This is a genomic window from Cellulomonas cellasea (assembly GCF_006538745.1).
GTDB lineage: Bacteria > Actinomycetota > Actinomycetes > Actinomycetales > Cellulomonadaceae > Cellulomonas_A > Cellulomonas_A cellasea.
In genome coordinates, this window is the sequence record NZ_BJLR01000035.1 from 1 (window position 1) to 20,313 (window position 20,313).

Here is a 20,313-nt window from a genome sequence, read left to right on the forward strand (position 1 = left end):
GGGCGGCCCGGGCTCGAGCCGGTCCGACTCGCGCGCGCCGAACGCGTCGTACAGGTGCACCTTGCGGTACGTCCCGACGAGCTCGCCGCGCGCGTCGATCGCGACGACGGCGTTGACGGCCCGCGCGCGCGTGCCGGCGTCCGCCGCGGACGACCCGCCCGGCCCGGGGCCGCGGTCCGCCGGGGACGACGGACCCGCCCCGGGGTCTCCCCCGGCGACGTCCGAGCCCGGCAGCGTCGTGCCGGCGAGCACCGCGACGCCCGTGCGCGCCGCACGCTCGCGCAGCGCCGACACGAACGGCCCGGTCAGCGGCTCGGCGTGCTCGGGTCCGACGCCGCGGGGTTCGAACGCCGAGGCGTACTCGGGCAGCACGAGGAGGTCCGCACCGGCGCGCGCCGCGGTCGCGAGCGCGTCGAGCGCGACCTCCCGGGCCGCCCCGCGGTCGGCGCTCACGCGCAGCTGACCGATCGTCACGCGCACGTCCGGCCGCGTCGGACCCGACCGTGCACCCCCGCGCGCGTCGTCGCTCATGCGCCCGCGCCGCCGCCGGGACGCCCGCCGGCGGGTCCGCCCGCGCCACCGCCCGCACGTCCGCCGCCCGACCCGTCGGCGCCGCCCTCGGGGTCGTCCTCGTCGGCGTCGGGCTCGGCCGCCCCGAGGACCGCGTCCTCGTCGCGCGCGAGCTGGGCGGCCCGGCGGTCGACGACGCGCAGGTGCCGCGTGAGCGACAGCGCGAGCAGGATCGCCGCGACGGCGACCGCGAACGTCACGAGGAAGCCGAGGACGCCCGGGGACGCCTGCTCGGAGAGCGGGACCTCGACGGGCGTCGGGCTCGGCGTCGCCGCGAGCCGCACGACCCAGGCCGTGGCGTTCACCGCGCGCTCGTCGGGTCGGCCGAACGCAGGCCCGCGAACAGGTCGTCCTCGGGCAGCCGCACCGGGACGCGCGACTCGGCGAGCTCGTACTCCTCGAACGGCCACACCTCGCGCTCGAGGTCGCGCGGCATGGCGAAGAAGAAGCCGTCGGGGTCGATCTGCGTGGCGTGCGCCCGCAGCGCGTCGTCCCGCGCCGCGAAGAACTCCGCGCACTCGATGCGCGTCGTGACCTCGCGCTCGGGGATCTCCCGCGCGGCGCGCGACTCGACCCACTCGCCGAACGGGGACTCGAGGCCGCGCTCGACGAGCGCCTCGTGCGCCGCCCGGATCCGCGCCATCGAGAAGCCGTGGTTGTAGTAGAGCTTGAGCGGCGTCCACGGCTCGCCCGCGTCCCGGTAGCGCTCGGGGTCCCCCGCGGCGGCGAACGCCTCGGCGGAGACCCGGTGGCACATGATGTGGTCGGGGTGCGGGTACCCGCCCGTCGGGTCGTACGTCGTGATGACGTGCGGCCGGAAGCGGCGGACGAGCTCCACGAGCGGGCGCGCGGCGACCTCGAGCGGCTGCAGCGCGAAGCACCCCTCGGGCAGCGGCGGCAGCGGGTCGCCCTCGGGCAGCCCCGAGTCGACGAAGCCGAGCCACTCCTGCTGCACGCCGAGCGCCTTCGCGGCCGCGGCCATCTCCTCGCGCCGGATCTCGTGCATCCGGTCGGGGTCGGGGACCGGCGGGTAGCTCGGGTTGAGCACGTCGCCGCGCTCGCCGCCCGTGCAGGTCGCGACGAGGACGTCGACGCCCTCGGCCGCGTACCGCGCGGTCGTCGCCGCTCCCTTGCTCGACTCGTCGTCGGGGTGGGCGTGCACCGCCAGCAGGCGCAGCCGTTCTCCGGTCACGTAGGGCCTCCGTGGGTCGGTCGCCCGGCGCATCGCGCGCACGGGGAGAGGGACAATGATCGCGCACCTCGCAGCACGCCGGGTGCACGACGCCCGCCCCGTGCCGTCCCCGACGCCACGCGCGGCCGGCGCAGGCGGTGCGGACCGGCCGGCAGGCGTGCCCGACGAGCAGGAGCGAACCACGTGACGGAGCAGGGCGCAGTCGCACCAGCGGGCCGGTACGGGCGGGACACCCCGGTCTCGCGCCGCACCTGGGTCGTCACGTCCGTCGTCGCCGGCGTGCTCGTCGTCGCGGTGCTCGCGTGGATCATGACCGGCATGCAGCGCGACGTCGTGCGCTGGCAGGACCACGGGTTCCGGGTCGAGCCCGACCGTGTCGTCGTGACGTTCGAGGTCACGAAGGACCCGGGTGCGACGGTCGAGTGCCGGCTGCTCGCGCTCAACCAGGCGGCGGCCGAGGTCGGCTTCCGCACGGTGACCGTCGGGCCGGCGAGCACGAGCGTCGTGCGGCTCACCGAGACCCTCGCGACCGCGGAGCTCGCGGTCACCGGCACCGTCGAGACGTGCGTCGTCGTCGGCGACGCCTGACGCGCCCACCCGGCCGCTCACCTGCCGCTCACCTGCCGCTCACCTGCCGCTCACCCGGGCGATCACCCGCCGCTCACCAGGTGCGGCGCACCACCCGGACACCCGTCTTGCTATCCTTGTCGATTCAGACGCCGCCCAGGGTCAGCGAGACCCTCCGGTCGACGCGACCGGCAGGCAGCTGGCAGGCAGCTGGCAAGCAGGCCCACCGCACACGAGCACGTACCGCGTACCCGCACGTGTGCACCAGACGAAGATGGCAAGGAAGGAGCGACCGTGACCGAGACGTCGCAGCCCACGTGGCTGACGCAGGAGGCGCACGACCGGCTCAAGACCGAGCTCGCACGCCTCGAGGGTGAGGGTCGTGCCGAGATCACCGCGCGCATCGCCGCCGCACGCGACGAGGGCGACCTCAAGGAGAACGGCGGCTACCACGCCGCGCGCGAGGAGCAGGCGAAGCAGGAGGCGCGCATCCGCGAGCTCAAGCAGAAGCTGCGGAACGTGCAGATCGGCACGCCGCCGGACGACGGCGTCGTCGAGCCCGGCATGGTCGTGACCGCGCTCGTCGCCGGCGACGAGATGGTGTTCCTGCTGGGCTCGCGCGAGATCGCCGGCTCCGCGGACATCGAGGTCTTCTCCCCGACCTCCCCGCTGGGTGCCGCGATCAACGGGCGCACGGTGGGCGACACCGTCGCCTACGCGGCTCCGAACGGTCGCGAGATCGCGGTCGAGATCAAGGCGGCGACGCCCTTCGCGGGCTGACGCACCGCACCCGGCTCACCGCGCCGGACCGGCTCGCCGAGCCGCGCAGCACCCGGGACGACACCGTCCCACCACGCACGGGCGAGGCCCCGCGGACACGTCCGCCGGGGCCTCGCCCGTCGGCGTCCACCGTCCGGGCGTCAGTGGTCCGCGAGCCGGAAGCCGCGGGCCCGCAGGTGCGCGAGCACCTCGCCGCAGTGCTCGGGGCCCTTCGCCTCGACCTGGACCTCGATCTCGACCTCGTCGATCGCGAGGTCCACGGACGTGCGCACGTGGCTCACGTGCACCACGTTCCCGCCGGTCGCGGCGAGCTCGGACAGCAGGCCCGCGAGCGTCCCGGGCGAGTCGTCGATCCGGACGCGCAGCTGCAGGTAGCGGCCCGCGGACGCGAGGCCGTGGCGCACGACGCGCAGCAGCACGAGCGGGTCGATGTTGCCGCCCGAGAGGATCACGACGACCGGGCCCTCGAAGGCCCCGGGCGCGGCCATGACCGCCGCGACGCCGGCCGCGCCGGACGGCTCGACGAGGAGCTTCGCGCGCTCGGCGACGAGCAGCAGCGCCCGCGAGAGGTCCTCCTCCGTGACGGTCCGGATCTCGCAGCCGTGCTCGCGCAGCACGTCGAACGGCACCCGGCCGGGCGTGCCGACCGCGATGCCGTCGGCCATCGTGCGCAGGTCCGTCATCGGCACCGGGTGGCCGGCGGCGAGCGACGCGGGGTACGCGGCGGCGCGCGCGGCCTGCACCCCGACGACCCGGACGTCGGGACGTGCGGCGGCGACGGCCGCGACCACGCCGGCGGCGAGCCCGCCGCCGCCCACGGGGACGACGATCGTCCGGACGTCCGGCACCTGCTCGAGGATCTCGAGCGCGACCGTGCCCTGGCCCGCGACGACGTCCTCGTGGTCGAACGGGTGGATGAGCACCCGGCCCGTGCGCACGCACTCCTCGCGCGCCGCGACGAGCGCGTCGTCGACGCACGTGCCCGCGAGCACCACGCGCGCGCCGTACTCGCGGGTCGCGGCGACCTTCGGCAGCGCCGCGTCGGTCGGCATGAAGACGACCGCCTCGATGCCGAGCAGCCGGGCCGCGAGCGCGACCCCCTGCGCGTGGTTGCCCGCGCTGGCCGCGACGACGCCACGCGCGCGCTCCTCGGGCGACAGCCGCGCCATGCGCACGTACGCCCCGCGGACCTTGAACGAGCCCGCGCGCTGCAGGTTCTCGCACTTGAGCCACACGTCGGTGCCCGCGATGCGGGTCAGCGCGCGGCTGTAGTCGACCGGCGTGCGGGTCGCGACGCCCTCGAGCAGCGCCGCGGCGGAGCGGACGTCCTCGAGGCCGATCCCGGGCACGACGTCGAGCCCGCTCACGCCTCACCGGTCAGGCGGCTCGTCCCCGGGGCGCTGCCGTCGACCTCGCTGGGCGGGACGACCGCGGCCGAGTCGGCCGCGTCGGGCTCCTCGGGCGCCGTCGGTTCACCGCGCACGATCGCGTGGTCGTCGTCCCCCAGCCCGGGGAACTTGTCGTGCCCGTGCAGGTACAGGACCACGGTGTTGATGACCGCGACGATCGGGACTGCGAACAGCGCCCCCACGATCCCGGCGGCGAGCGACCCCGCGGCCACGGCGAGCAGCACCGCGACGGGGTGCAGCGACACGGCGTGGCCCATGAGCAGCGGCTGAAGCACGTGCCCCTCGATCTGCTGCACGAGCAGCACGACGCCGACCATGATCAGCGCGACGACGGGCCCGTGCGCGACGAGCGCGACGAGGACCGCGACCGAGCCGCTGACGAGCGCGCCGACGATCGGGATGAACGAGCCGAGGAACACGAGCGTCGCGAGCGGCAGCGCCAGGGGCACCTGGAGGATCAGCGCGCCGAGCCCGATGCCGGTCGCGTCGACGAGCGCCACGAGGATCTGGGTGCGCGTGTAGCCGCCGAGCGTGACGACCCCGCGCCGGCCCGCCTGGTGGATCCGGTCGCGCGAGCTCACGGGCATGAGGCCGACGAACCACGCCCACACCTGGCGGCCGTCGAGCAGGAAGAAGAACGTGCAGAACAGCGTGATGAGCGCGCCGGCGACGACGTGGCCGAGGGTCGTGCCCACCGACAGCGCGCCCGAGACGAGCGACGACGCGTTGTCGCTGACCTGCGCCTGCGCCTGGTCGATGTACTGGTCGATCTGGTCGGTGCTGAGGTCGAGCGGGCCCGCCGACAGCCACCGGGCGAGCTCGCGGAAGCCCTCCTGGGCCTGGTCGCTGAGCTCGGCGAAGCCGTTGACGATCGAGCGGCCGGCGAGCGTGAGCAGCCCGGAGACGAGCGCGAGCAGGCCCAGCACGGCGGTGCCCGACGCGATGCCGCGCGAGAACCGCGCGCGCTGCTGCAGGAACCGCACGAACGGCGCGAGCAGCACGGTCAGCAGCACCGCGATCGCGACCGACACCACGAGCACCTTGAAGTACCCGATGACCCAGAGCAGCAGCGCGAGCGCCGCGGCGATCATGATGATCCGCCACGACCACGCGGCGGCGGCCTGCACCGACATCGGGACGGCCGAGCGCGCCTCGGGCTGCGTCGGCCAGGCGTGCGGCGCGCCGGCACCGTCCCGGTCGGCCGGCGCCTTCGTCGTCGGCACCGGGGTGGGTGTCGAGGGGTGGGTCGTGGTCATCGCAGTGCCTTCTCGAGGTCGGCGAGCAGGTCGGCGACGTCCTCGATGCCGACCGAGAGGCGGACCAGGTCGTCGGGGACCTCGAGCACGGTCCCGAGGACCGACCCGTGCGTCATCTTCCCCGGGTGCTCGATGAGCGACTCGACACCGCCGAGCGACTCCGCGAGCGTGAACACGCGCGTGCGCCCGCACACCTCGAGCGCGGTCTGCTCGCTGCCGGTGCGGAACGCGACCATGCCACCGAACCCGCTCATCTGCCGGGCGGCGACCTCGTGGTCGGGGTGGCTCGGGAGGCCCGGGTAGATCACCTGCGTGACGCGGGGGTGCGTCGTGAGGAACTCGGCGACTGCCGCGGCGTTGGCCTGGTGGCGGTCCATCCGCACGGCGAGCGTCCGCAGGCCGCGCAGCGTGAGCCACGAGTCGAACGGCCCGGCGACGGCACCCGACGCGTTCTGGTGGAAGCCCACCGCGTCCGCGAGCGCCGTCGTCCCCGTCGGCCCGACGAGCCCGACGGGCAGCTGGGCGCCGTCCGCGACGACGACGGCCCCGCCGACGACGTCGCTGTGCCCGCCGATGTACTTCGTCGTCGAGTGCACGACCGCGTCGGCGCCGAGCGCGAGCGGCTGCTGCAGGTACGGGGTCGCGAACGTGTTGTCGACGACGAGCAGCGCACCGGCCGAGCGCGCGTGCGCCGCGAGCGCCGCGATGTCGGCGATGCCGAGCAGCGGGTTCGTCGGCGTCTCCGCCCAGACGACCTTGGTGCGACCGGGCTGGATCGCCGCGAGCACCGCGTCAGGGTCGCTGAGGTTCACGGGCGTGTGCTCGACGCCCCACGGGCCGAGCACGCGCGCGAACAGGCGGTACGTGCCGCCGTAGGCGTCGTCGGGGGCCACGACGTGGTCCCCCGGGCGCAGGACCGCGCGCAGCAGCGTGTCCTCCGCGGCGAGACCCGACGCGAAGGCGAACCCGGCGGAACCACCCTCCGCCGCGCGCAGGGCCTCCTCGAGCGCCGCGCGCGTCGGGTTGGCCGAGCGCGAGTACTCGTAGCCGCCGCGCAGCCCGCCGACGCCGTCCTGCTTGTAGGTCGACACCTGGTAGATCGGCGGGACGACGGCGCCGGTCGCGGCGTCCGGGTCCTGGCCTGCGTGGATGGCCCTCGTCGCGAACCCGGCGGTGGCCCAGTCGTGGTCGAGGTCGGGGGTGGGGAACGGGTCGGTCGTCACGGTCCCAGGCTAGGCCGTGCACCGGGTCCGCACGCGGCGGACGCGCTCCGGCGCACACGCCGGGGACCGGGCACGCGGGAGCGCGCGGGAGGGGACTCGGAACGGGGCTCGGGACGGGACGCCGGACGGGAACAGACGCACCCCGCCGGGTCGTTGTGCCTGGCGACGCACGGCGCACCCGCAGGCACCCCAGCAGGCGCCGGCGCGTCGACCCGACGAGAGGTGGACCCCCTGTGAGCTGGCTGTTCGGATCGGCCCTCAAGTCCCAGATGGTGACGCCGGAGCGCGCGCTGCCCGGCCGCGACGACTACCCCTACGGCGTCCCCGCGACGCACGCCGTGCTCGGCACCCCGCTGCGCGGCCCCTGGCCCGAGGGCACGCAGGTGATCTACCTCGCGCTCGGCTGCTTCTGGGGAGCCGAGAAGGAGATGTGGAACCTGCCCGGCGTCGTGACGACCGCCGCGGGCTACCAGGGCGGCATCACGCCGTTCCCGACGTACGAGGAGACGTGCACCGGCCTGACCGGGCACACCGAGACGGTCCTCGTCGCGTACGACCCGGCGGTGCTGCCGACAACGGAGCTGCTGCGCACGTTCTGGACGCTGCACGACCCGACCCAGGGCTACCGCCAGGGCAACGACGTCGGCACCCAGTACCGCTCGGCGATCTTCACGACGACGCCCGAGCAGGCCGAGGCCGCGGCGGCGACCCGTGCGCTCTACGAGCCCGAGCTGCGGCGCAACGGCTACGGCGAGATCACCACGGAGGTCCGCCCGGTCGACGGCGAGGGCGGCGCCGGGACGTTCTACTACGCCGAGGACTACCACCAGCAGTACCTGCACAAGGTGCCCAACGGGTACTGCCCGGTGCACTCGACCGGGGTCGCGTGCCCGGTCCCGTGACGGCGGCGTGAGCCGGCGGCGGCCCGGTCCCCTCGGGGGCCGGGCCGTCGTGCGTCCGGGCCCACGGCGGCGTGCGCGCGCCGCCGATCCCCTGCGGCTCAGCCCAGCGCGTCGAGGTACACCCAGGCCCCGCGCTCGCGCACGAACCGGCTGACCTCGTGCAGCACCCCGGCGCCGTCGACCGAGCGGTAGAACGCCCGGAACTCGACGGTCCCGTGCGTGTCCTGCGGTCCCCCGCCGGTCGAGCCGAGCACGTCGAGCCGGTACCAGCGCGTGCCGTCGTCGAGGTCGAGCGTGGGCGGGCGCCCGCTCGGGTGCCACGTCCGGCGCACGTAGCCCGCGTCGCGCACCGCGTAGGCGCTGTACCGCGAGCGCATGAGCTGCTCGGCGGTCGACGCGGCCCGCTCACCCCGGTGCAGCGGGCCGCAGCACTCGTCGTAGATCAGGCCGCTCAGGCACGGGCAGCGGGTCGCCACGGGCTCAACCCCCGTCGGCGGCGAGCGCGTCGTCGGCGGGCAAGTCCGCGTCCGCCGGACCGTCCTGCGGCGCGGCGTCGGACGCCCCCGCCGCGGCCTTGGCGTCCGAGTGCCCGAGCGGCTTGTCGGGTGCGACGCGGTCCCGCACGAGCTGCTTGAGCACCGTGATCTCGGGGAAGCCGCGACGCTCGGCGCGGTCCCAGAGCATCTCGCCGTCGACCTCGACGGTGAACACCCCGCCCGTCGCCGGGCGCAGCGCGACCTCGCCCAGCTCGCGGTGGAACGTCGTGAGCAGCTCCTGCGCGAACCACGCGGCGCGCAGCAGCCACCGGCACTGCGTGCAGTAGGTGATCGTGACGCGCGGGAGCGGGGCGCCGGAGCTCATGGCGCCAGTCTCGCGCACGCTTGCGATGATCGGGGCATGGCGACGACGGAGACCCTGCGCAACTGGTCCGGCAACTACACGTTCCGCGCGTCCGCGGTGCACCGGCCGGAGACGGTCGAGCAGGTGCAGGAGGTCGTCGCCGCGGTGCGCGGCGGCGAGGCCGGCCGGGTGCGGGCCATCGGGACGCGGCACTGCTTCCAGGACCTCGCCGACACGACCGGCGCGCTCGTCTCGCTCTCGCGGCTCGAGCCGACCATCGAGCTCGACGAGGTGGCGCGGACGGTGACGGTCTCGGGCGGCACGCGGTACGGGACGCTCGCCGAGCACCTGCACGCGCGCGGCTGGGCGCTGCACAACCTGGCCTCGCTCCCCCACATCTCGGTCGCGGGCGCGGTCGCGACGGCGACGCACGGCTCGGGCGACTCGTCGGCGAACCTCGCGACGGCCGTCGTCGGGCTCGAGCTCGTGACCGCCGACGGGAGCCTGCGGACGCTCACGCGGGCCGACCCCGACTTCCCCGGTGCCGTCGTCTCGCTCGGGGCGCTCGGCGTCGTCGTCCGGCTGACGCTCGAGGTCGAGCCGACGTACGACGTCGCGCAGGAGGTGCACACCGGGCTGCCGTGGGACGCCGCGCTCGCGAACCTCGACGCGGTGACGTCGTCGGCCGACAGCGTGAGCCTGTTCGTGGACTGGACCGGCGACGCCGTGCAGCAGGTGTGGCGCAAGACGCGCGTGGTCCCGGGCGAGCGCCACGAGCTGCGGACCGAGCTGTTCGGGGCCGCGCCCTCGCCGGTCAAGCTGCACCCGCTGCCCGGGATCGACCCGGTCAACTGCACCGACCAGCTCGGCGTCCCCGGCCCGTGGCACGACCGGCTGCCGCACTTCCGGCTCCGGTACACCCCGAGCAACGGCGACGAGCTGCAGTCCGAGTACCTCGTGCCGCGCGAGCACGCCGTGGGCGCGATCGGGGCCCTGCGCGGGCTGAGCGACCGCATCACGCCGCTGCTGCAGGTCTCCGAGATCCGCACGATCGGCGCGGACGACCTGTGGCTGTCGACCGCGTACGGCGGACCGCGTATCGGGCTGCACTTCACGTGGCTCCAGCGCCAGGCCGAGGTCGAGGCGCTGCTGCCGGCCATCGAGGAGGCGCTCGCGCCGTTCGAGGCGCGCCCGCACTGGGGCAAGATCTTCGCCAACACCGGCCGGGACCTCGCGCGGCTCTACCCGCGGATGGAAGACTTCCGGGCGCTCGTCGCACGCAGCGACCCGGGCGGGGTGTTCCGCGGGCCGTTCCTCGAGCGGCACGTGCTGCTCGGCTGAGGCTGCGGCTGCGGCTGCGGCAGGGTCGGCACGCGCGGCGTCGGCACGCACGGCTGCGCGTCGGTGCCGACCGGGCGCCCAGCACCGGTGGGCCGGTCCGGACGCGCGAGAGGGGCCGCGGCACCGAGGTGTCGCAGCCCCTCTGCGGAGCGGGTGTCAGTTGACGCCGACGACGTCCACGACGAAGACGAGCGTGTCGCCGCCCTTGATGCCGGCCTGCGGCACGCCGCGGTCGCCGTAGCCCTGGTGCGGCGGGATCGACAGCAGCACGCGCGAGCCGATCTGCTGGCCGACGAGGCCCTCGTCCCACCCGGCGATGACGGCGCCGACGCCGATCGGGAAGTTGATCGACGAGCCGCGGTCGTAGGAGTTGTCGAACACGTGCCCGTTCCACGTCTGGCCGAGGTAGTGCACGACGAGGTCGTCGCCCGCCTCGACGAGCGCGCCGTCGCCGCGGCTGAGCACCTGGACCTCGAGCTCGGCGGGCGCCGGGCCCTCGGGGAACGTCAGCGTGGGCTTCTCGCCGAACGAGCCCGAGGCCTGGGGCAGCTGTGCGGTCATGGGTGGATCTCCTCGCCTTGATGTCGGAACATCACCCATCCTCGCCGCTCGGCCCCGCGTCGTGCGCGCCGGGGACGCCTGGTGGACGGGGTGAAGCCTGACGCCGCGGGCTCCCACGACCGAGGGGCGTTCGTGGACCCGTTGCCCGGACGCCGCCGTCGATCGCTCGCGGCCCCGCGACGGCCACAGGAGACGCGGCTCCTCGCTGGCCCTGCGCGCGTCAGCAGCCGTCGTGCCGAAGCCCGAGCCGTCTCCCGCCGGCGCCGAGCCTCCCGCACAGACCGGCGCCTACCTCTGAGGCGGGCAGACCCCACCCGCACGGCCCACCGCGTCAGCGCACCCCCGACCGCGCGTTGAGCCAGTGCAGCTGGCGCGCGAGCTGCCAGCCCTCGCCGCCCTCGTGGTTGTTGTACCGGTAGACCTCGATCTCCTTGTCCGTGACCCCCGCGTGCTCGCCGTACCAGTTGTAGGCGGCGTACACGGTCGACGGCGGGCAGATCGTGTCCATGAGGGCGACCGAGAACAGCGCCGGGGCGCTCGCGCGGCGCCCGAGGTGCACGCCGTCGAGGTAGGACAACGTGCGGAACACCTGCTCCTCGGCGTCACGGTGGACCGCGAGGTAGTTCGTGATCTCGCCGTACGGGTCGGAGCCCGTGACCTCGACCGCGCGGCGGAAGTGGCACAGGAACGGCACGTCGGGCATCACGGCGAGCAGGCCGTCGACCAGCCCGGCGACACCGAGCGCGAGGCCGCCGCCCTGGCTCGCGCCCGCCACGGTGACGCGCTCGGGGTCGACGAACGGCAGCGACCGGGCGGCCTCGACGGCCCGCACGCCGTCGGTGATGACCCGGCGGTAGTAGTGCTCGGCGGGGTCGAGGATCCCGCGCGTCATGAACCCCGGCACGGCCGGGCCGGACCCCACCGGGTCGGGCGTGTGACCGCCGTTGCCCCACTTGCTGCCCTGCCCGCGCGTGTCCATGAGCAGGTACGCGTAGCCGGCGGCGGCCCACTGCAGCCGCTCGTGCGCGAACCCGCGCCCGCCGCCGTACCCGATGAACTGCACGACCGCCGGGAGCGGCCCGTCGGCGCCCGCGGGCCGCGAGAGCCAGCCCTTGACCGGGTGCCCGCCGAAGCCCGCGAACGTGATCTCCGACGTCTCGATCAGCGTGAGCCCCGCATCGACCGGCGCGACCTCGACGGCGAGGTCGTGCGTGCGCGTCTCGGCGAGGGTCGCCGCCCAGAACGCGTCGAGGTCGGTCGGCTCGTCGAGCTCGGGTCGGTACGTCTCGAGCTCGGCGAGCGGCAGGTCGAACAGGGGCATCGTCGCTCCTCGGGGGGTGTGCGCCAGGGGCGCGTCGTCCGGCGGTCGGGCCGGCGGGCGTGCCCGCGTCGGCCGGGCAGCAGCGTGTCACACGACGACGCCCGCCCGGGGCAGGCGACCGACGGGTCGCGGGCCCGGGCGGGCGACGTGCACGTGCGTGCGGGGACCGTCGCGGCGACGGTCGCGGGCGGTTCAGCGCGCGAGGAACCCCAGCAGGTCGTGCCGCGTGAGCACGCCGACGGGCTGCCCGTCGTCGACGACCATGAGCGCGTCGGCCGACTGCAGGGCCTTGCGGGCGTCCTCGACGCCCTCGCCGGAGCCGATCAGCGGCAGGGGCGCCGCCATGTGCCGGTCGACGCGGTCCGCGAGCGTCGCCGCGCCGGAGAACACCGCGTCGAGCAGCCCGCGCTCGCTCACCGACCCGGCGACCTCGCCGATCTTCACGGGCGGCTCGGCGCCGACGACCGGCATCTGCGAGACGCCGTACTCGTGCAGGATCGAGATCGCGTCGCGCACCGTCTCGTTCGGGTGGGTGTGCACGAGCGTGGGCAGCTCCCCGCCCTTGCTGCGGAGCACGTCCGCGACCGTCGCGCCCTGCTCGGAGGACAGGAACCCGTACGAGCGCATCCACGAGTCGTTGAAGATCTTCGACAGGTACCCGCGGCCGCCGTCGGGCAGCAGCACGACGATCACGGCCCTCGCCGCCGCCTCCGGGTCCTCGTCCTGCAGCCGGCGCGCGAGCCGGAGCGCCGCGACGACGGCCATGCCGCACGAGCCGCCGACGAGCAGGCCCTCCTCGCGCGCCAGGCGCCGGGTCATCGCGAACGAGTCGGCGTCGGAGACCGCGAGGATCTCGTCGGGCACCGACGGGTCGTACGCGGTCGGCCAGAAGTCCTCCCCGACGCCCTCGACGAGGTACGGCCGCCCGTCGCCGCCCGAGTACACCGAGCCCGCGGGGTCGGCCCCGACGATGCGCACGCGCCCGCCGTCCTCCGCCGCACGGTCGGCGGACGCCTCCTTGAGGAAGCGGCCGGTGCCGCTGATCGTGCCGCCCGTGCCGACGCCGAGCACCGCGTGCGTGACGCGCCCGTCGGTGTCGGCCCAGATCTCCGGGCCCGTCGACTCGTAGTGGCTCAGCGGGCCGTTCTGGTTGGCGTACTGGTTCGGCTTCCAGGCGCCCTCGATCTCGAGCGTCAGGCGGTCGGACACCGAGTAGTAGGAGTCCGGGTGGTCCGGCGCGACCGCCGTCGGGGTCACGACGACCTCCGCGCCGTACGCGCGCAGCACGTCGCGCTTGTCCTGGGAGACCTTGTCGGGGCACACGAAGACGCAGCGGTAGCCCTTGCGCTGCGCGACGAGCGCGAGGCCGACGCCCGTGTTGCCGCTCGTGGGCTCGACGATCGTCCCGCCCGGGCGCAGCTCGCCGCTCGCCTCCGCTGCCTCGACCATCTTGAGCGCGATGCGGTCCTTCACGGACCCGCCGGGGTTCAGGTACTCGACCTTCGCCAGGACCGTCGCGGCGAGGCCGTCGGTCACCGAGGAGAGCTTCACGAGCGGGGTGTGCCCGACGAGCTCGGAGATGTGCTGCGCGTACTTCACGGCGGGGTGCTCCGGGAGGTGGGAAGGGGCGCGCGCGACGGTCGGCCGCGGGGCGCGGGGAGGGGCGCGGGTGGTCGCCAGACGCAACGACCGCCCGGAGCGATCATCGCATCCGGGCGGTCGGTATTGCAGTCAGGGGTGCACCCGGCGGTGTGCCGGGCGCGGTCGTCAGTCGCCGCGGATGATCGCGAGGAGCCGCAGCAGCTCGAGGTAGAGCCACACGAGCGTCACGATCAGGCCGAACGCCGCGGACCACGCGAACTTGGCGGGGACGCCCTGCTCGACGCCGCGCTTGATCGAGTCGAAGTCCATGATGAGCGACATCGACGCGAGCCCGACGGCCACGAGGCCGACGATGATGCCGAGGACGCCGCCGCGCAGCGGACCGAACATCTCGCTCGGGAACACGAACGACAGCACGAGGTTCAGCACCGAGAACCCGAGGTAGCCGACGAGGCCGATGATGAGGAAGCGCGTGAACTTCGGGGTCACGCGGACCTTGCCCGAGCGGAACAGCACGAGCGCGCTCGCGAAGACGGCGACGGTCGCGAGCACGGCCTGCGGGACGAGCCCGGCGCCGAACGCGCTCTCGTAGAACTTGCTGATGCCACCCACGAACACGCCCTCGGCGACCGCGTACGCCGCGATGAGCACCGGGCTCGGGTTGCGCTTGAACGCGTTGACGAGCCCGAGCACGAGCCCGACGATCATGCCGACGACCCACAGGCCGGGCGCGAACGCGTAGGTCGCCGCCGCGACGACGACGAGCAGCGCGAGCAGCCCGCCGGTCTTGACGATGACGTCGTCGTAGGTCAGGCGTCCGGTCTGCGCGGTCGTCGCCGACGGCGCGCCGTACATCTGGTCGAGGCTCGCGGCGTCGATCGTCTGCGCGCCCGCGGCGCCGTAGCCGGCGGCCTGCCCGGGCTGGACCGCTGTCCCGCCCCGCTGACGTCCGCGCTTGCGCGGGTCGCCGAAGATGTCGCTGTTGTTGAAGACGGGGTTGCTCACGGCTTCCTCCTGGTCGCTGGCGGCCGGTTCTACCGTACGCAACGCTCGCGCGGTCGGCATCGTTCCCGCGTCCCCGGGGCGGATGCGGCCTGGTCCTCCGGGCGGTGCACCCGCAGCCCTCAGGGCAGGTCCGGCCCGGTTCTCGGGGGCGACCTCAGGGTCGCCCCAGGGTCCGTTCGGGGGTTGTCCTCCTTACGGCGTAGCCCCAGGGCGGAGAAGGATGAGACTCAAGGACGTTCCGGCGGCTCACCGCCCCGGCCTACGTTCGAGGAGTCCACCCACCCCGCTGCTCACGAGGACGTCACATGATCGAGGCACACGGCCTGACCAAGCGGTACGGGCCGAAGACCGCCGTCGACGGGATCAGCTTCTCCGTCCAGCCCGGGAAGGTCACCGGCTTCCTCGGCCCCAACGGCGCCGGCAAGTCGACCACCATGCGCATGATCGTCGGGCTCGACCGCCCGACCCAGGGCACCGTGACCGTCAACGGCAAGCCCTACGCCCAGCACCGCTCGCCCCTCGTCGAGGTCGGCGCGCTGCTCGAGGCCAAGGCCGTGCACACCGGCCGCTCGGCCGCGAACCACCTCGCGGCGCTCGGCGCCACGCACGGGATCGGCAGGGCGCGCGTGCAGGAGGTCATCGAGATGACCGGCCTGCAGACCGTCGCCCGCAAGCGTGTCGGCGGGTTCTCGCTCGGCATGGGCCAGCGGCTCGGCATCGCGTCGGCCCTGCTCGGCGACCCCCGCACGCTCATCCTCGACGAGCCCGTCAACGGCCTCGACCCCGAGGGCGTCCTGTGGGTCCGCAACCTCGTGCGCTACCTCGCCTCCGAGGGCCGCACGGTGTTCCTGTCCTCGCACCTCATGAGCGAGATGGCGCTCACCGCGGACCACCTCATCGTGATCGGGCGTGGGCGGATCATCGCCGACGCCCCCGTGCAGGACGTCATCAACCGGGCGACGACCACGACCGTGCGGGTCCGCAGCCCGCACGCGACGCAGCTCGTCGAGCTCCTGCGCAGCGCCGACGTCACCGTGACGACGACCGAGCCGGGCCTGCTGGAGATCACCGGCGCGTCCGCCGAGGTCATCGGCGAGACCGCCGCGGCCGCCCAGCTCGTGCTGCACGAGCTCACGCCCCTGAGCGGCTCGCTCGAGGACGCCTACATGCAGCTCACCGCCGACCAGGTCGAGTACCACTCGGTCGGTGCCGGCGAGTCCACCGTCAGCGCAGCAGCCCAGGAGCAGGCCCGATGAGCACCCTGACCAAGCCGGCGACCGCCACCCCGACGGCGCCCCCGCGCGCGGTCCGTGCGCGCCTGTCGTTCCCGCACCTCGTGCGGTCCGAGTGGATCAAGCTCTGGACCGTCCGCTCGACGTACTGGATCCTCCCGCTCACGGTCATCGCGTTCGTCGGCGTGGCCTGGATGACGGCCCACTTCACCAGCAGCGAGGCGGCGCAGTCCGACGGCGCTCCCGTGGTCGACGCGAGCATCATCGTCCAGTCCGGGATGTACCTCGCGCAGCTCGCCCTCGTCGTGCTCGCGGTGCTCACGGTGACCGGGGAGTACTCGACCGGGATGATCCGAGCGACGTTCGCGGCCGCCCCGACGCGCCTGCCCGTGCTCTGGGCGAAGGCGCTGGTGCTCGCCGTGGTCACGTTCGTCACGGGGGTCGTCGCCATCGCGATCACCTACCTCGTCACGACGTGGGTGCTCGGGAGCGACGACGCGATCGACCTCGCGAACGCGGAGAACCAGCGCGTCCTGCTCGGCGCCGTGCTGTACATGACGGCGATCGCCCTGTTCGCGTTCGCCCTCGGCGCGCTGATGCGGCACTCCGCGGCGGCGCTCGCGACCGTCCTCGGGCTGCTCGTCGTCGTCCAGCTCGTCTTCCAGGCGGTGCCCGCGCAGTTCTTCCGCACCGTCAGCCCGTTCCTCCCGGGGACGGCCGGCTCGCAGATCATGCAGTCGGAGCAGTTCCTCGAGATGCAGCGGCAGATCCCGAACAGCCCGTTCCTGACCCCGTGGCAGGGCTTCGGGGTGCTGCTGGCATGGACCGCCGTGTTCCTGGTGGCCGCCATGGTGCTCGTGCGTCGGAGGGACGCCTGAGCGAACCAGCGCCGTGGGCGCCGCACCGGGAGGAGGGTCCCGGGGCGGCGCCCACCGGCGTGCCGCTGCTGCTCGACGAGCTCGACGCACGACCCGTCGGGCCGGTGCGCCGGTGGCTGCGCCGGAACCCGGTCGCGATGGACTGGGTCGTCGCCGCGTTCTTCGCGGTCCCCGCGTTCGCGGGCGCCTCCACGCACTGGCCGGCTGCTCCCCCGCTGCTGCTCGCGCTCGCCGGGACCGGCGCCCTGCTCGCCCGGCGGCGCGCTCCGGTGCTGGTCACGGGCGCCCTGACGGTCCTGGGGCTCGCCTCGGTCGCGCTGTACGGGGGGCTCAACGGCTTCGACGTGGGGCTCGCGCTCGCGCTGTACGCGGTCGCGACGGAGCGTCCGCCGCGCGACGCCTGGGTCGAGGTCGTCGTGCCGACGGTGCTGCTGAGCGGCGCGACGCTCCTGTGGGCGCCCGAGCACACGCACGCCGTCGAGATCACGGGGCTCGGGGTCGTCGTGCTCGTCGGCGTCGCGACCGGCGTCGGGGTCCGCAACCGGCGGCTGCACGGGCGGGCGATCGTCGAGCGCGGGCACGCCCTGGCCCGTGAGACCGAGCAGCGCGCGCAGCTCGCGACCGCCGAGGAGCGGGCCCGCATCGCGCGCGAGATGCACGACGTCGTCGCGCACAGCCTCTCCGTGATGATCGCGCTCGCCGACGGGGCCGCGGCCGCGGTCCCCCGCTCGCCCGCGAGCGCCCAGGCCGCGATCGCGCAGGTCTCGGAGACCGGGCGCGCCGCGCTCACGGACATGCGCCGCGTGCTCGGCGTGCTGCGCGACGACGACGCGTCGTACGGCCCGCCGCCGGGCGGCACGGACCTCGCCGCGCTCGTCGAGGGCTACCGTCGTGCCGGGCTGCCGGTGCACCTGACGGTCTCGGGCACGGCGCTGCCGAAGGACACGGGTCTGCAGCTCGCCGTCTACCGGATCGTGCAGGAGGCGCTCACGAACGCGCTGCGGCACACGCGCGGCTCGGGGCACGTCGAGGCGCGGGTGTCCCGGACGGACGGGACGGTCGAGATCGAGGTCACGGACGACGGCGGCGTCGCGCAGCCCGGTGGACCGCCGCCCACGCCGGGCAGCGGACGCGGCATCATCGGCATGCGCGAGCGCGCCGCGATCTACGGCGGGACCGTCGAGGCGGGCCCGTCGGGCGCCGGCTGGCGCGTCCGCACGGCACTGCACTGGGACGAGGAGGGCACGTGAGCGACGCCCGCACGGACGGGACCCCGACGACCCCGGGACGCACGCGCGTCCTGCTCGCGGACGACCAGGCGCTGCTGCGCATGGGCTTCCGGCTCGTGCTCGAGGCCGAGGACGACCTCGAGGTCGTCGGCGAGGCCGGCGACGGGCTCGAGGCGGTGCAGCTCACGGCGCAGCTGCGGCCCGACGTCGTGCTCATGGACGTGCGCATGCCCGGGCTCAACGGCATCGAGGCGACCGAGCGGGTCGTGGCCTCGGGCTCGGCCACGCGCGTGCTCATCCTCACGACGTTCGACCTCGACGAGTACGCGTTCGCGGCGCTGCGGGCGGGGGCCAGCGGCTTCATGCTCAAGGCCGCGCGCCCCGCGGAGCTCGTCTCGGCGATCCGGGCGGTCGCGACCGGCGACGCGGTGGTCTCGCCGCGCGTCACGCGCCGGATGCTGGAGATGTTCTCGGACGCGCTGCCCGCCGCGGGCCAGCCCGTCCCGGCGCCGCACCCCGCGCGCGCGCTCCTCGCCCAGCTCACCGCGCGCGAGGCCGAGGTGCTCGGGGCGGTCGCCGAGGGCCTGTCGAACAACGAGATCGCCCTGCGTCTCTACCTGTCCGAGGCGACAGTCAAGACGCACGTGGGCCGCATCCTCGCGAAGCTGGGCGTCCGCGACCGGGTGCAGGCCGTCGTGCTCGCGTACGAGACGGGGCTCGTCGGGCGCTGAGCCCGCCGTGCGGGCGCGCACGGTGCGCGCCGACGGGGCCGCGCGCCGCGCCGCTCGTGCGGCGCGGCCCGGCTCGGCTCGCTCCGGCTCGGCCCGGCCCAGCCCGGCTCGGCTCCGCTCGGTGGCACGGCCGGGTGCGACCGCCGCACAGGTCGACCACCTAGGCTCGCCCCTGCCGACGGCGCACCCGCCGCGGCAGAGACGAGGACCCGCATGACCGACGCCCCCACGCCCGCAGCCCCGGCGACCCGCGCCCGCCCGGCGCCGGTGCGCGCCACGGTGCTGCGGACCGAGCGCGTCGCCGAGCAGCTCGTGCGTGTGGTCCTCGGCGGGCCCGGGCTGCGGGTGGTCGACGCCCCGGCGCACGCCGACTCCTACGTCAAGGTCGTGTTCGTGCCGCCGGCCGCGCTCGCCGCCGCGACCGAGCGGGCCGACGGCCGCGTCGACCTCGACGCCCTGCGCGCCTCGCTCCCGGCCGACGACCAGCCCCGCGTGCGCGCCTACACGGTGCGCGCGTTCGACCCGGCGACCGCCGAGCTCACGATCGACGTCGTCGTGCACGGCGACGAGGGGGTCGCCGGCCCGTGGGCCGCCGCCGCGCGACCCGGCGACGAGGTCCTGCTCCTCGGGCCCGGCGGTGCGTACAGCCCCGACCCGGCCGCCGACCGCTACCTGCTGGTCGGCGACGCGAGCGCGCTGCCCGCGGTCGCCGTGGTGCTCGAGCGCCTCGCCACCGAGCGCCCGGACTCGGTCGGCGACGCGGTCCTCGAGGTGCACGGCCCGGCCGACGAGATCCCGCTGACCGCCCCGGCGGGCGTGCAGGTCCGCTGGGTGCACCAGGGCACCGGCGTCGTCGGGCTCCGGCTCGTCGAGGCCGTGCGCGACCTCGCGTGGCCGGACGGCCGGGTCGACGCGTTCGTGCACGGCGAGGCGGGGACGGTCAAGGAGCTCCGCCACCACCTGCGCGTCGAGCGCGGGCTGCCGCGCGCCGGGCTGTCGATCTCGGGCTACTGGCGCCTCGGCGCCGCCGACGAGGACTGGCGCGCGACCAAGAAGGACTGGGCCCGGTCGATCGAGGAGGCCGAGCAGGCGGCGGGACTCGACTGACGCTGCGCCCCTCCGGGTGATCCGGGGCGGCCGCGCGCCCGGGCGCCTGACAGCGCACCTCCCGCTCCCCTACGGTGCTCCTGGCGCTCCCGCACGGACGCGTCGTCGCGTCGTGTGAAAGGGCCGTCGTGCGCTACCTGCCGTACCTCATCGAGCTCGCGCTGCTCGTGTACTGCCTGATCGACTGCATCCAGACGGACTCGTCGCTCGTGCGCAACCTGCCCAAGCCGCTGTGGGTGCTGCTCATCGTCGTCGTGCCGATCGTGGGCGCCATCGCCTGGCTCGTCGCCGGGCGCCCCGAGCGCAGCGCCCGGTCCCGCCACGTCCCGTGGCCCAGCACCGCGACCGCCGGGTTCCCCGAGTACGAGCGGCCCCGGACGGTCGCGCCGGACGACGACCCCGAGTTCCTCGCGAGCGTGCGCCGGTCCGACGAGAAGCACGAGCGCATGCTGCGCGACTGGGAGGCCGACCTGCGCGCGCGCGAGCAGCAGCTCGGTGACACGGCGACGCCCCCGGAGCACCCGGACGCGCCGCCCGCCCGGCCGTGACCACGCCGCGCACCCCCGC

The 20,313-nt window shown here is 74.9% G+C and carries 22 protein-coding genes; 10 read left to right on the forward strand and 12 right to left on the reverse strand.

What is annotated here, in order from left to right; translation table 11 throughout:
- The 3 genes from CCE01nite_RS17880 to mca form a co-directional block, all read right to left on the reverse strand.
- Positions 1-474, reverse strand: a 474-nt coding sequence (locus tag CCE01nite_RS17880; RefSeq protein WP_307722755.1) for a nitrilase-related carbon-nitrogen hydrolase, incomplete at its 3' end; no start/stop codon positions are given.
- Between the two features lie 53 nt (positions 475-527).
- Positions 528-875, reverse strand: a complete 348-nt coding sequence (locus CCE01nite_RS21585; RefSeq protein ID WP_174774714.1) for a hypothetical protein — start codon at positions 873-875, stop codon at positions 528-530.
- The gene (gene mca / locus CCE01nite_RS17890) at positions 872-1,795 is read right to left on the reverse strand and encodes a mycothiol conjugate amidase Mca (protein ID WP_052104274.1); all 924 of its coding nucleotides are present in this window, start codon (positions 1,793-1,795) and stop codon (positions 872-874) included. Before mca ends, CCE01nite_RS21585 begins: the two co-directional genes overlap by 4 nt.
- A gap of 150 nt (positions 1,796-1,945) precedes the next feature.
- On the opposite strand from mca, the gene CCE01nite_RS17895 reads away from it, so the two are divergent.
- Complete coding sequence (locus CCE01nite_RS17895) at positions 1,946-2,350, forward strand: DUF4307 domain-containing protein (RefSeq protein WP_034632028.1); 405 nt, start codon at positions 1,946-1,948, stop codon at positions 2,348-2,350.
- Positions 2,351-2,623: 273 nt separating this feature from the next.
- A complete protein-coding gene (gene greA / locus CCE01nite_RS17900; RefSeq protein ID WP_034632025.1) occupies positions 2,624-3,109 on the forward strand; it encodes a transcription elongation factor GreA in 486 nt (161 codons plus the stop codon).
- A gap of 140 nt (positions 3,110-3,249) precedes the next feature.
- Here the strand turns inward: greA and ilvA are convergent, their stop codons facing one another.
- From ilvA to CCE01nite_RS17915, 3 genes are read right to left on the reverse strand one after another with little or no spacing between them, the layout of a single operon-like run.
- The gene (gene ilvA, locus CCE01nite_RS17905) at positions 3,250-4,476 is read right to left on the reverse strand and encodes a threonine ammonia-lyase (protein ID WP_052104271.1); all 1,227 of its coding nucleotides are present in this window, start codon (positions 4,474-4,476) and stop codon (positions 3,250-3,252) included.
- Complete coding sequence (locus tag CCE01nite_RS17910) at positions 4,473-5,774, reverse strand: AI-2E family transporter (RefSeq protein ID WP_084142803.1); 1,302 nt, start codon at positions 5,772-5,774, stop codon at positions 4,473-4,475. The genes ilvA and CCE01nite_RS17910 overlap by 4 nt, the downstream gene beginning before the upstream one ends.
- Positions 5,771-6,997 carry a cystathionine gamma-synthase gene (locus tag CCE01nite_RS17915; protein ID WP_052104270.1) on the reverse strand — a complete coding sequence of 409 codons (1,227 nt, stop codon included), beginning with the start codon at positions 6,995-6,997 and terminating at the stop codon, positions 5,771-5,773. Before CCE01nite_RS17915 ends, CCE01nite_RS17910 begins: the two co-directional genes overlap by 4 nt.
- A gap of 269 nt (positions 6,998-7,266) precedes the next feature.
- Here CCE01nite_RS17915 and msrA point away from each other — a divergent pair, with 269 nt between their 5' ends.
- Positions 7,267-7,899, forward strand: coding sequence for a peptide-methionine (S)-S-oxide reductase MsrA (msrA, locus tag CCE01nite_RS17920; protein ID WP_052104272.1), 633 nt, complete (start codon positions 7,267-7,269; stop codon positions 7,897-7,899).
- 98 nt (positions 7,900-7,997) lie between these two features.
- Here msrA and CCE01nite_RS17925 read toward each other — a convergent pair whose 3' ends face one another.
- Together CCE01nite_RS17925 and CCE01nite_RS17930 are read right to left on the reverse strand one after the other, a co-directional pair.
- On the reverse strand, positions 7,998-8,375 hold the full coding sequence (locus tag CCE01nite_RS17925) for a YchJ family protein (RefSeq protein WP_034632020.1): 378 nt from the start codon (positions 8,373-8,375) through the stop codon (positions 7,998-8,000).
- 4 nt (positions 8,376-8,379) lie between these two features.
- Positions 8,380-8,760, reverse strand: a complete 381-nt coding sequence (locus tag CCE01nite_RS17930) for an Rdx family protein (RefSeq protein WP_084142802.1) — start codon at positions 8,758-8,760, stop codon at positions 8,380-8,382.
- Positions 8,761-8,796: 36 nt separating this feature from the next.
- Here CCE01nite_RS17930 and CCE01nite_RS17935 point away from each other — a divergent pair, with 36 nt between their 5' ends.
- Positions 8,797-10,080, forward strand: a complete 1,284-nt coding sequence (locus CCE01nite_RS17935; protein WP_034632017.1) for an FAD-binding protein — start codon at positions 8,797-8,799, stop codon at positions 10,078-10,080.
- 156 nt (positions 10,081-10,236) lie between these two features.
- Here the strand turns inward: CCE01nite_RS17935 and CCE01nite_RS17940 are convergent, their stop codons facing one another.
- From CCE01nite_RS17940 to CCE01nite_RS17955, 4 genes are all read right to left on the reverse strand, one after another.
- Positions 10,237-10,641, reverse strand: coding sequence for an FKBP-type peptidyl-prolyl cis-trans isomerase (locus CCE01nite_RS17940; RefSeq protein ID WP_034632015.1), 405 nt, complete (start codon positions 10,639-10,641; stop codon positions 10,237-10,239).
- 331 nt (positions 10,642-10,972) lie between these two features.
- Positions 10,973-11,962, reverse strand: coding sequence for an acetylxylan esterase (locus CCE01nite_RS17945; RefSeq protein ID WP_034632013.1), 990 nt, complete (start codon positions 11,960-11,962; stop codon positions 10,973-10,975).
- A 192-nt stretch (positions 11,963-12,154) separates the two neighbouring features.
- Positions 12,155-13,561: a cystathionine beta-synthase gene (locus CCE01nite_RS17950; RefSeq protein ID WP_034632009.1), complete on the reverse strand. Its 1,407-nt coding sequence runs from the start codon at positions 13,559-13,561 to the stop codon at positions 12,155-12,157.
- 168 nt (positions 13,562-13,729) lie between these two features.
- Positions 13,730-14,569, reverse strand: coding sequence for a Bax inhibitor-1/YccA family protein (locus CCE01nite_RS17955; protein ID WP_034632006.1), 840 nt, complete (start codon positions 14,567-14,569; stop codon positions 13,730-13,732).
- A gap of 305 nt (positions 14,570-14,874) precedes the next feature.
- Between CCE01nite_RS17955 and CCE01nite_RS17960 the strand changes: the two genes are divergently transcribed.
- The 6 genes from CCE01nite_RS17960 to CCE01nite_RS17985 all read left to right on the forward strand — a co-directional run bounded on the left by CCE01nite_RS17960 (position 14,875) and on the right by CCE01nite_RS17985 (position 20,294).
- Positions 14,875-15,825, forward strand: coding sequence for an ABC transporter ATP-binding protein (locus CCE01nite_RS17960; protein ID WP_034632003.1), 951 nt, complete (start codon positions 14,875-14,877; stop codon positions 15,823-15,825).
- Complete coding sequence (locus CCE01nite_RS17965; RefSeq protein WP_034631999.1) at positions 15,822-16,679, forward strand: DUF2705 family protein; 858 nt, start codon at positions 15,822-15,824, stop codon at positions 16,677-16,679. Before CCE01nite_RS17960 ends, CCE01nite_RS17965 begins: the two co-directional genes overlap by 4 nt.
- A gap of 59 nt (positions 16,680-16,738) precedes the next feature.
- Entirely contained in the window at positions 16,739-17,929 is a 1,191-nt protein-coding gene (locus tag CCE01nite_RS17970; protein WP_034631995.1) for a sensor histidine kinase, read from the forward strand.
- A gap of 80 nt (positions 17,930-18,009) precedes the next feature.
- The gene (locus CCE01nite_RS17975) at positions 18,010-18,639 is read left to right on the forward strand and encodes a response regulator (RefSeq protein WP_141372794.1); all 630 of its coding nucleotides are present in this window, start codon (positions 18,010-18,012) and stop codon (positions 18,637-18,639) included.
- Between the two features lie 213 nt (positions 18,640-18,852).
- Entirely contained in the window at positions 18,853-19,746 is an 894-nt protein-coding gene (locus tag CCE01nite_RS17980; RefSeq protein ID WP_141372773.1) for a siderophore-interacting protein, read from the forward strand.
- A 128-nt stretch (positions 19,747-19,874) separates the two neighbouring features.
- Positions 19,875-20,294: a PLDc N-terminal domain-containing protein gene (locus CCE01nite_RS17985; protein WP_246056698.1), complete on the forward strand. Its 420-nt coding sequence runs from the start codon at positions 19,875-19,877 to the stop codon at positions 20,292-20,294.
- Positions 20,295-20,313: the final 19 nt, after the last annotated feature.

What these genes read in the sequence shown, in the direction of transcription:
- mca (WP_052104274.1), bottom strand. Translation starts at nt 1,795, where the DNA reads ATGCGCCGGGCGACCGACCCACGGAGGCCCTACGTGACCGGAGAACGG.
- CCE01nite_RS17910 (WP_084142803.1), bottom strand. Translation starts at nt 5,774, where the DNA reads ATGACCACGACCCACCCCTCGACACCCACCCCGGTGCCGACGACGAAG.
- msrA (WP_052104272.1), top strand. Translation starts at nt 7,267, where the DNA reads ATGGTGACGCCGGAGCGCGCGCTGCCCGGCCGCGACGACTACCCCTAC.
- CCE01nite_RS17930 (WP_084142802.1), bottom strand. Translation starts at nt 8,760, where the DNA reads ATGAGCTCCGGCGCCCCGCTCCCGCGCGTCACGATCACCTACTGCACG.
- CCE01nite_RS17935 (WP_034632017.1), top strand. Translation starts at nt 8,797, where the DNA reads ATGGCGACGACGGAGACCCTGCGCAACTGGTCCGGCAACTACACGTTC.
- CCE01nite_RS17940 (WP_034632015.1), bottom strand. Translation starts at nt 10,641, where the DNA reads ATGACCGCACAGCTGCCCCAGGCCTCGGGCTCGTTCGGCGAGAAGCCC.
- CCE01nite_RS17945 (WP_034632013.1), bottom strand. Translation starts at nt 11,962, where the DNA reads ATGCCCCTGTTCGACCTGCCGCTCGCCGAGCTCGAGACGTACCGACCC.
- CCE01nite_RS17960 (WP_034632003.1), top strand. Translation starts at nt 14,875, where the DNA reads ATGATCGAGGCACACGGCCTGACCAAGCGGTACGGGCCGAAGACCGCC.
- CCE01nite_RS17965 (WP_034631999.1), top strand. Translation starts at nt 15,822, where the DNA reads ATGAGCACCCTGACCAAGCCGGCGACCGCCACCCCGACGGCGCCCCCG.
- CCE01nite_RS17975 (WP_141372794.1), top strand. Translation starts at nt 18,010, where the DNA reads ATGGGCTTCCGGCTCGTGCTCGAGGCCGAGGACGACCTCGAGGTCGTC.
- CCE01nite_RS17980 (WP_141372773.1), top strand. Translation starts at nt 18,853, where the DNA reads ATGACCGACGCCCCCACGCCCGCAGCCCCGGCGACCCGCGCCCGCCCG.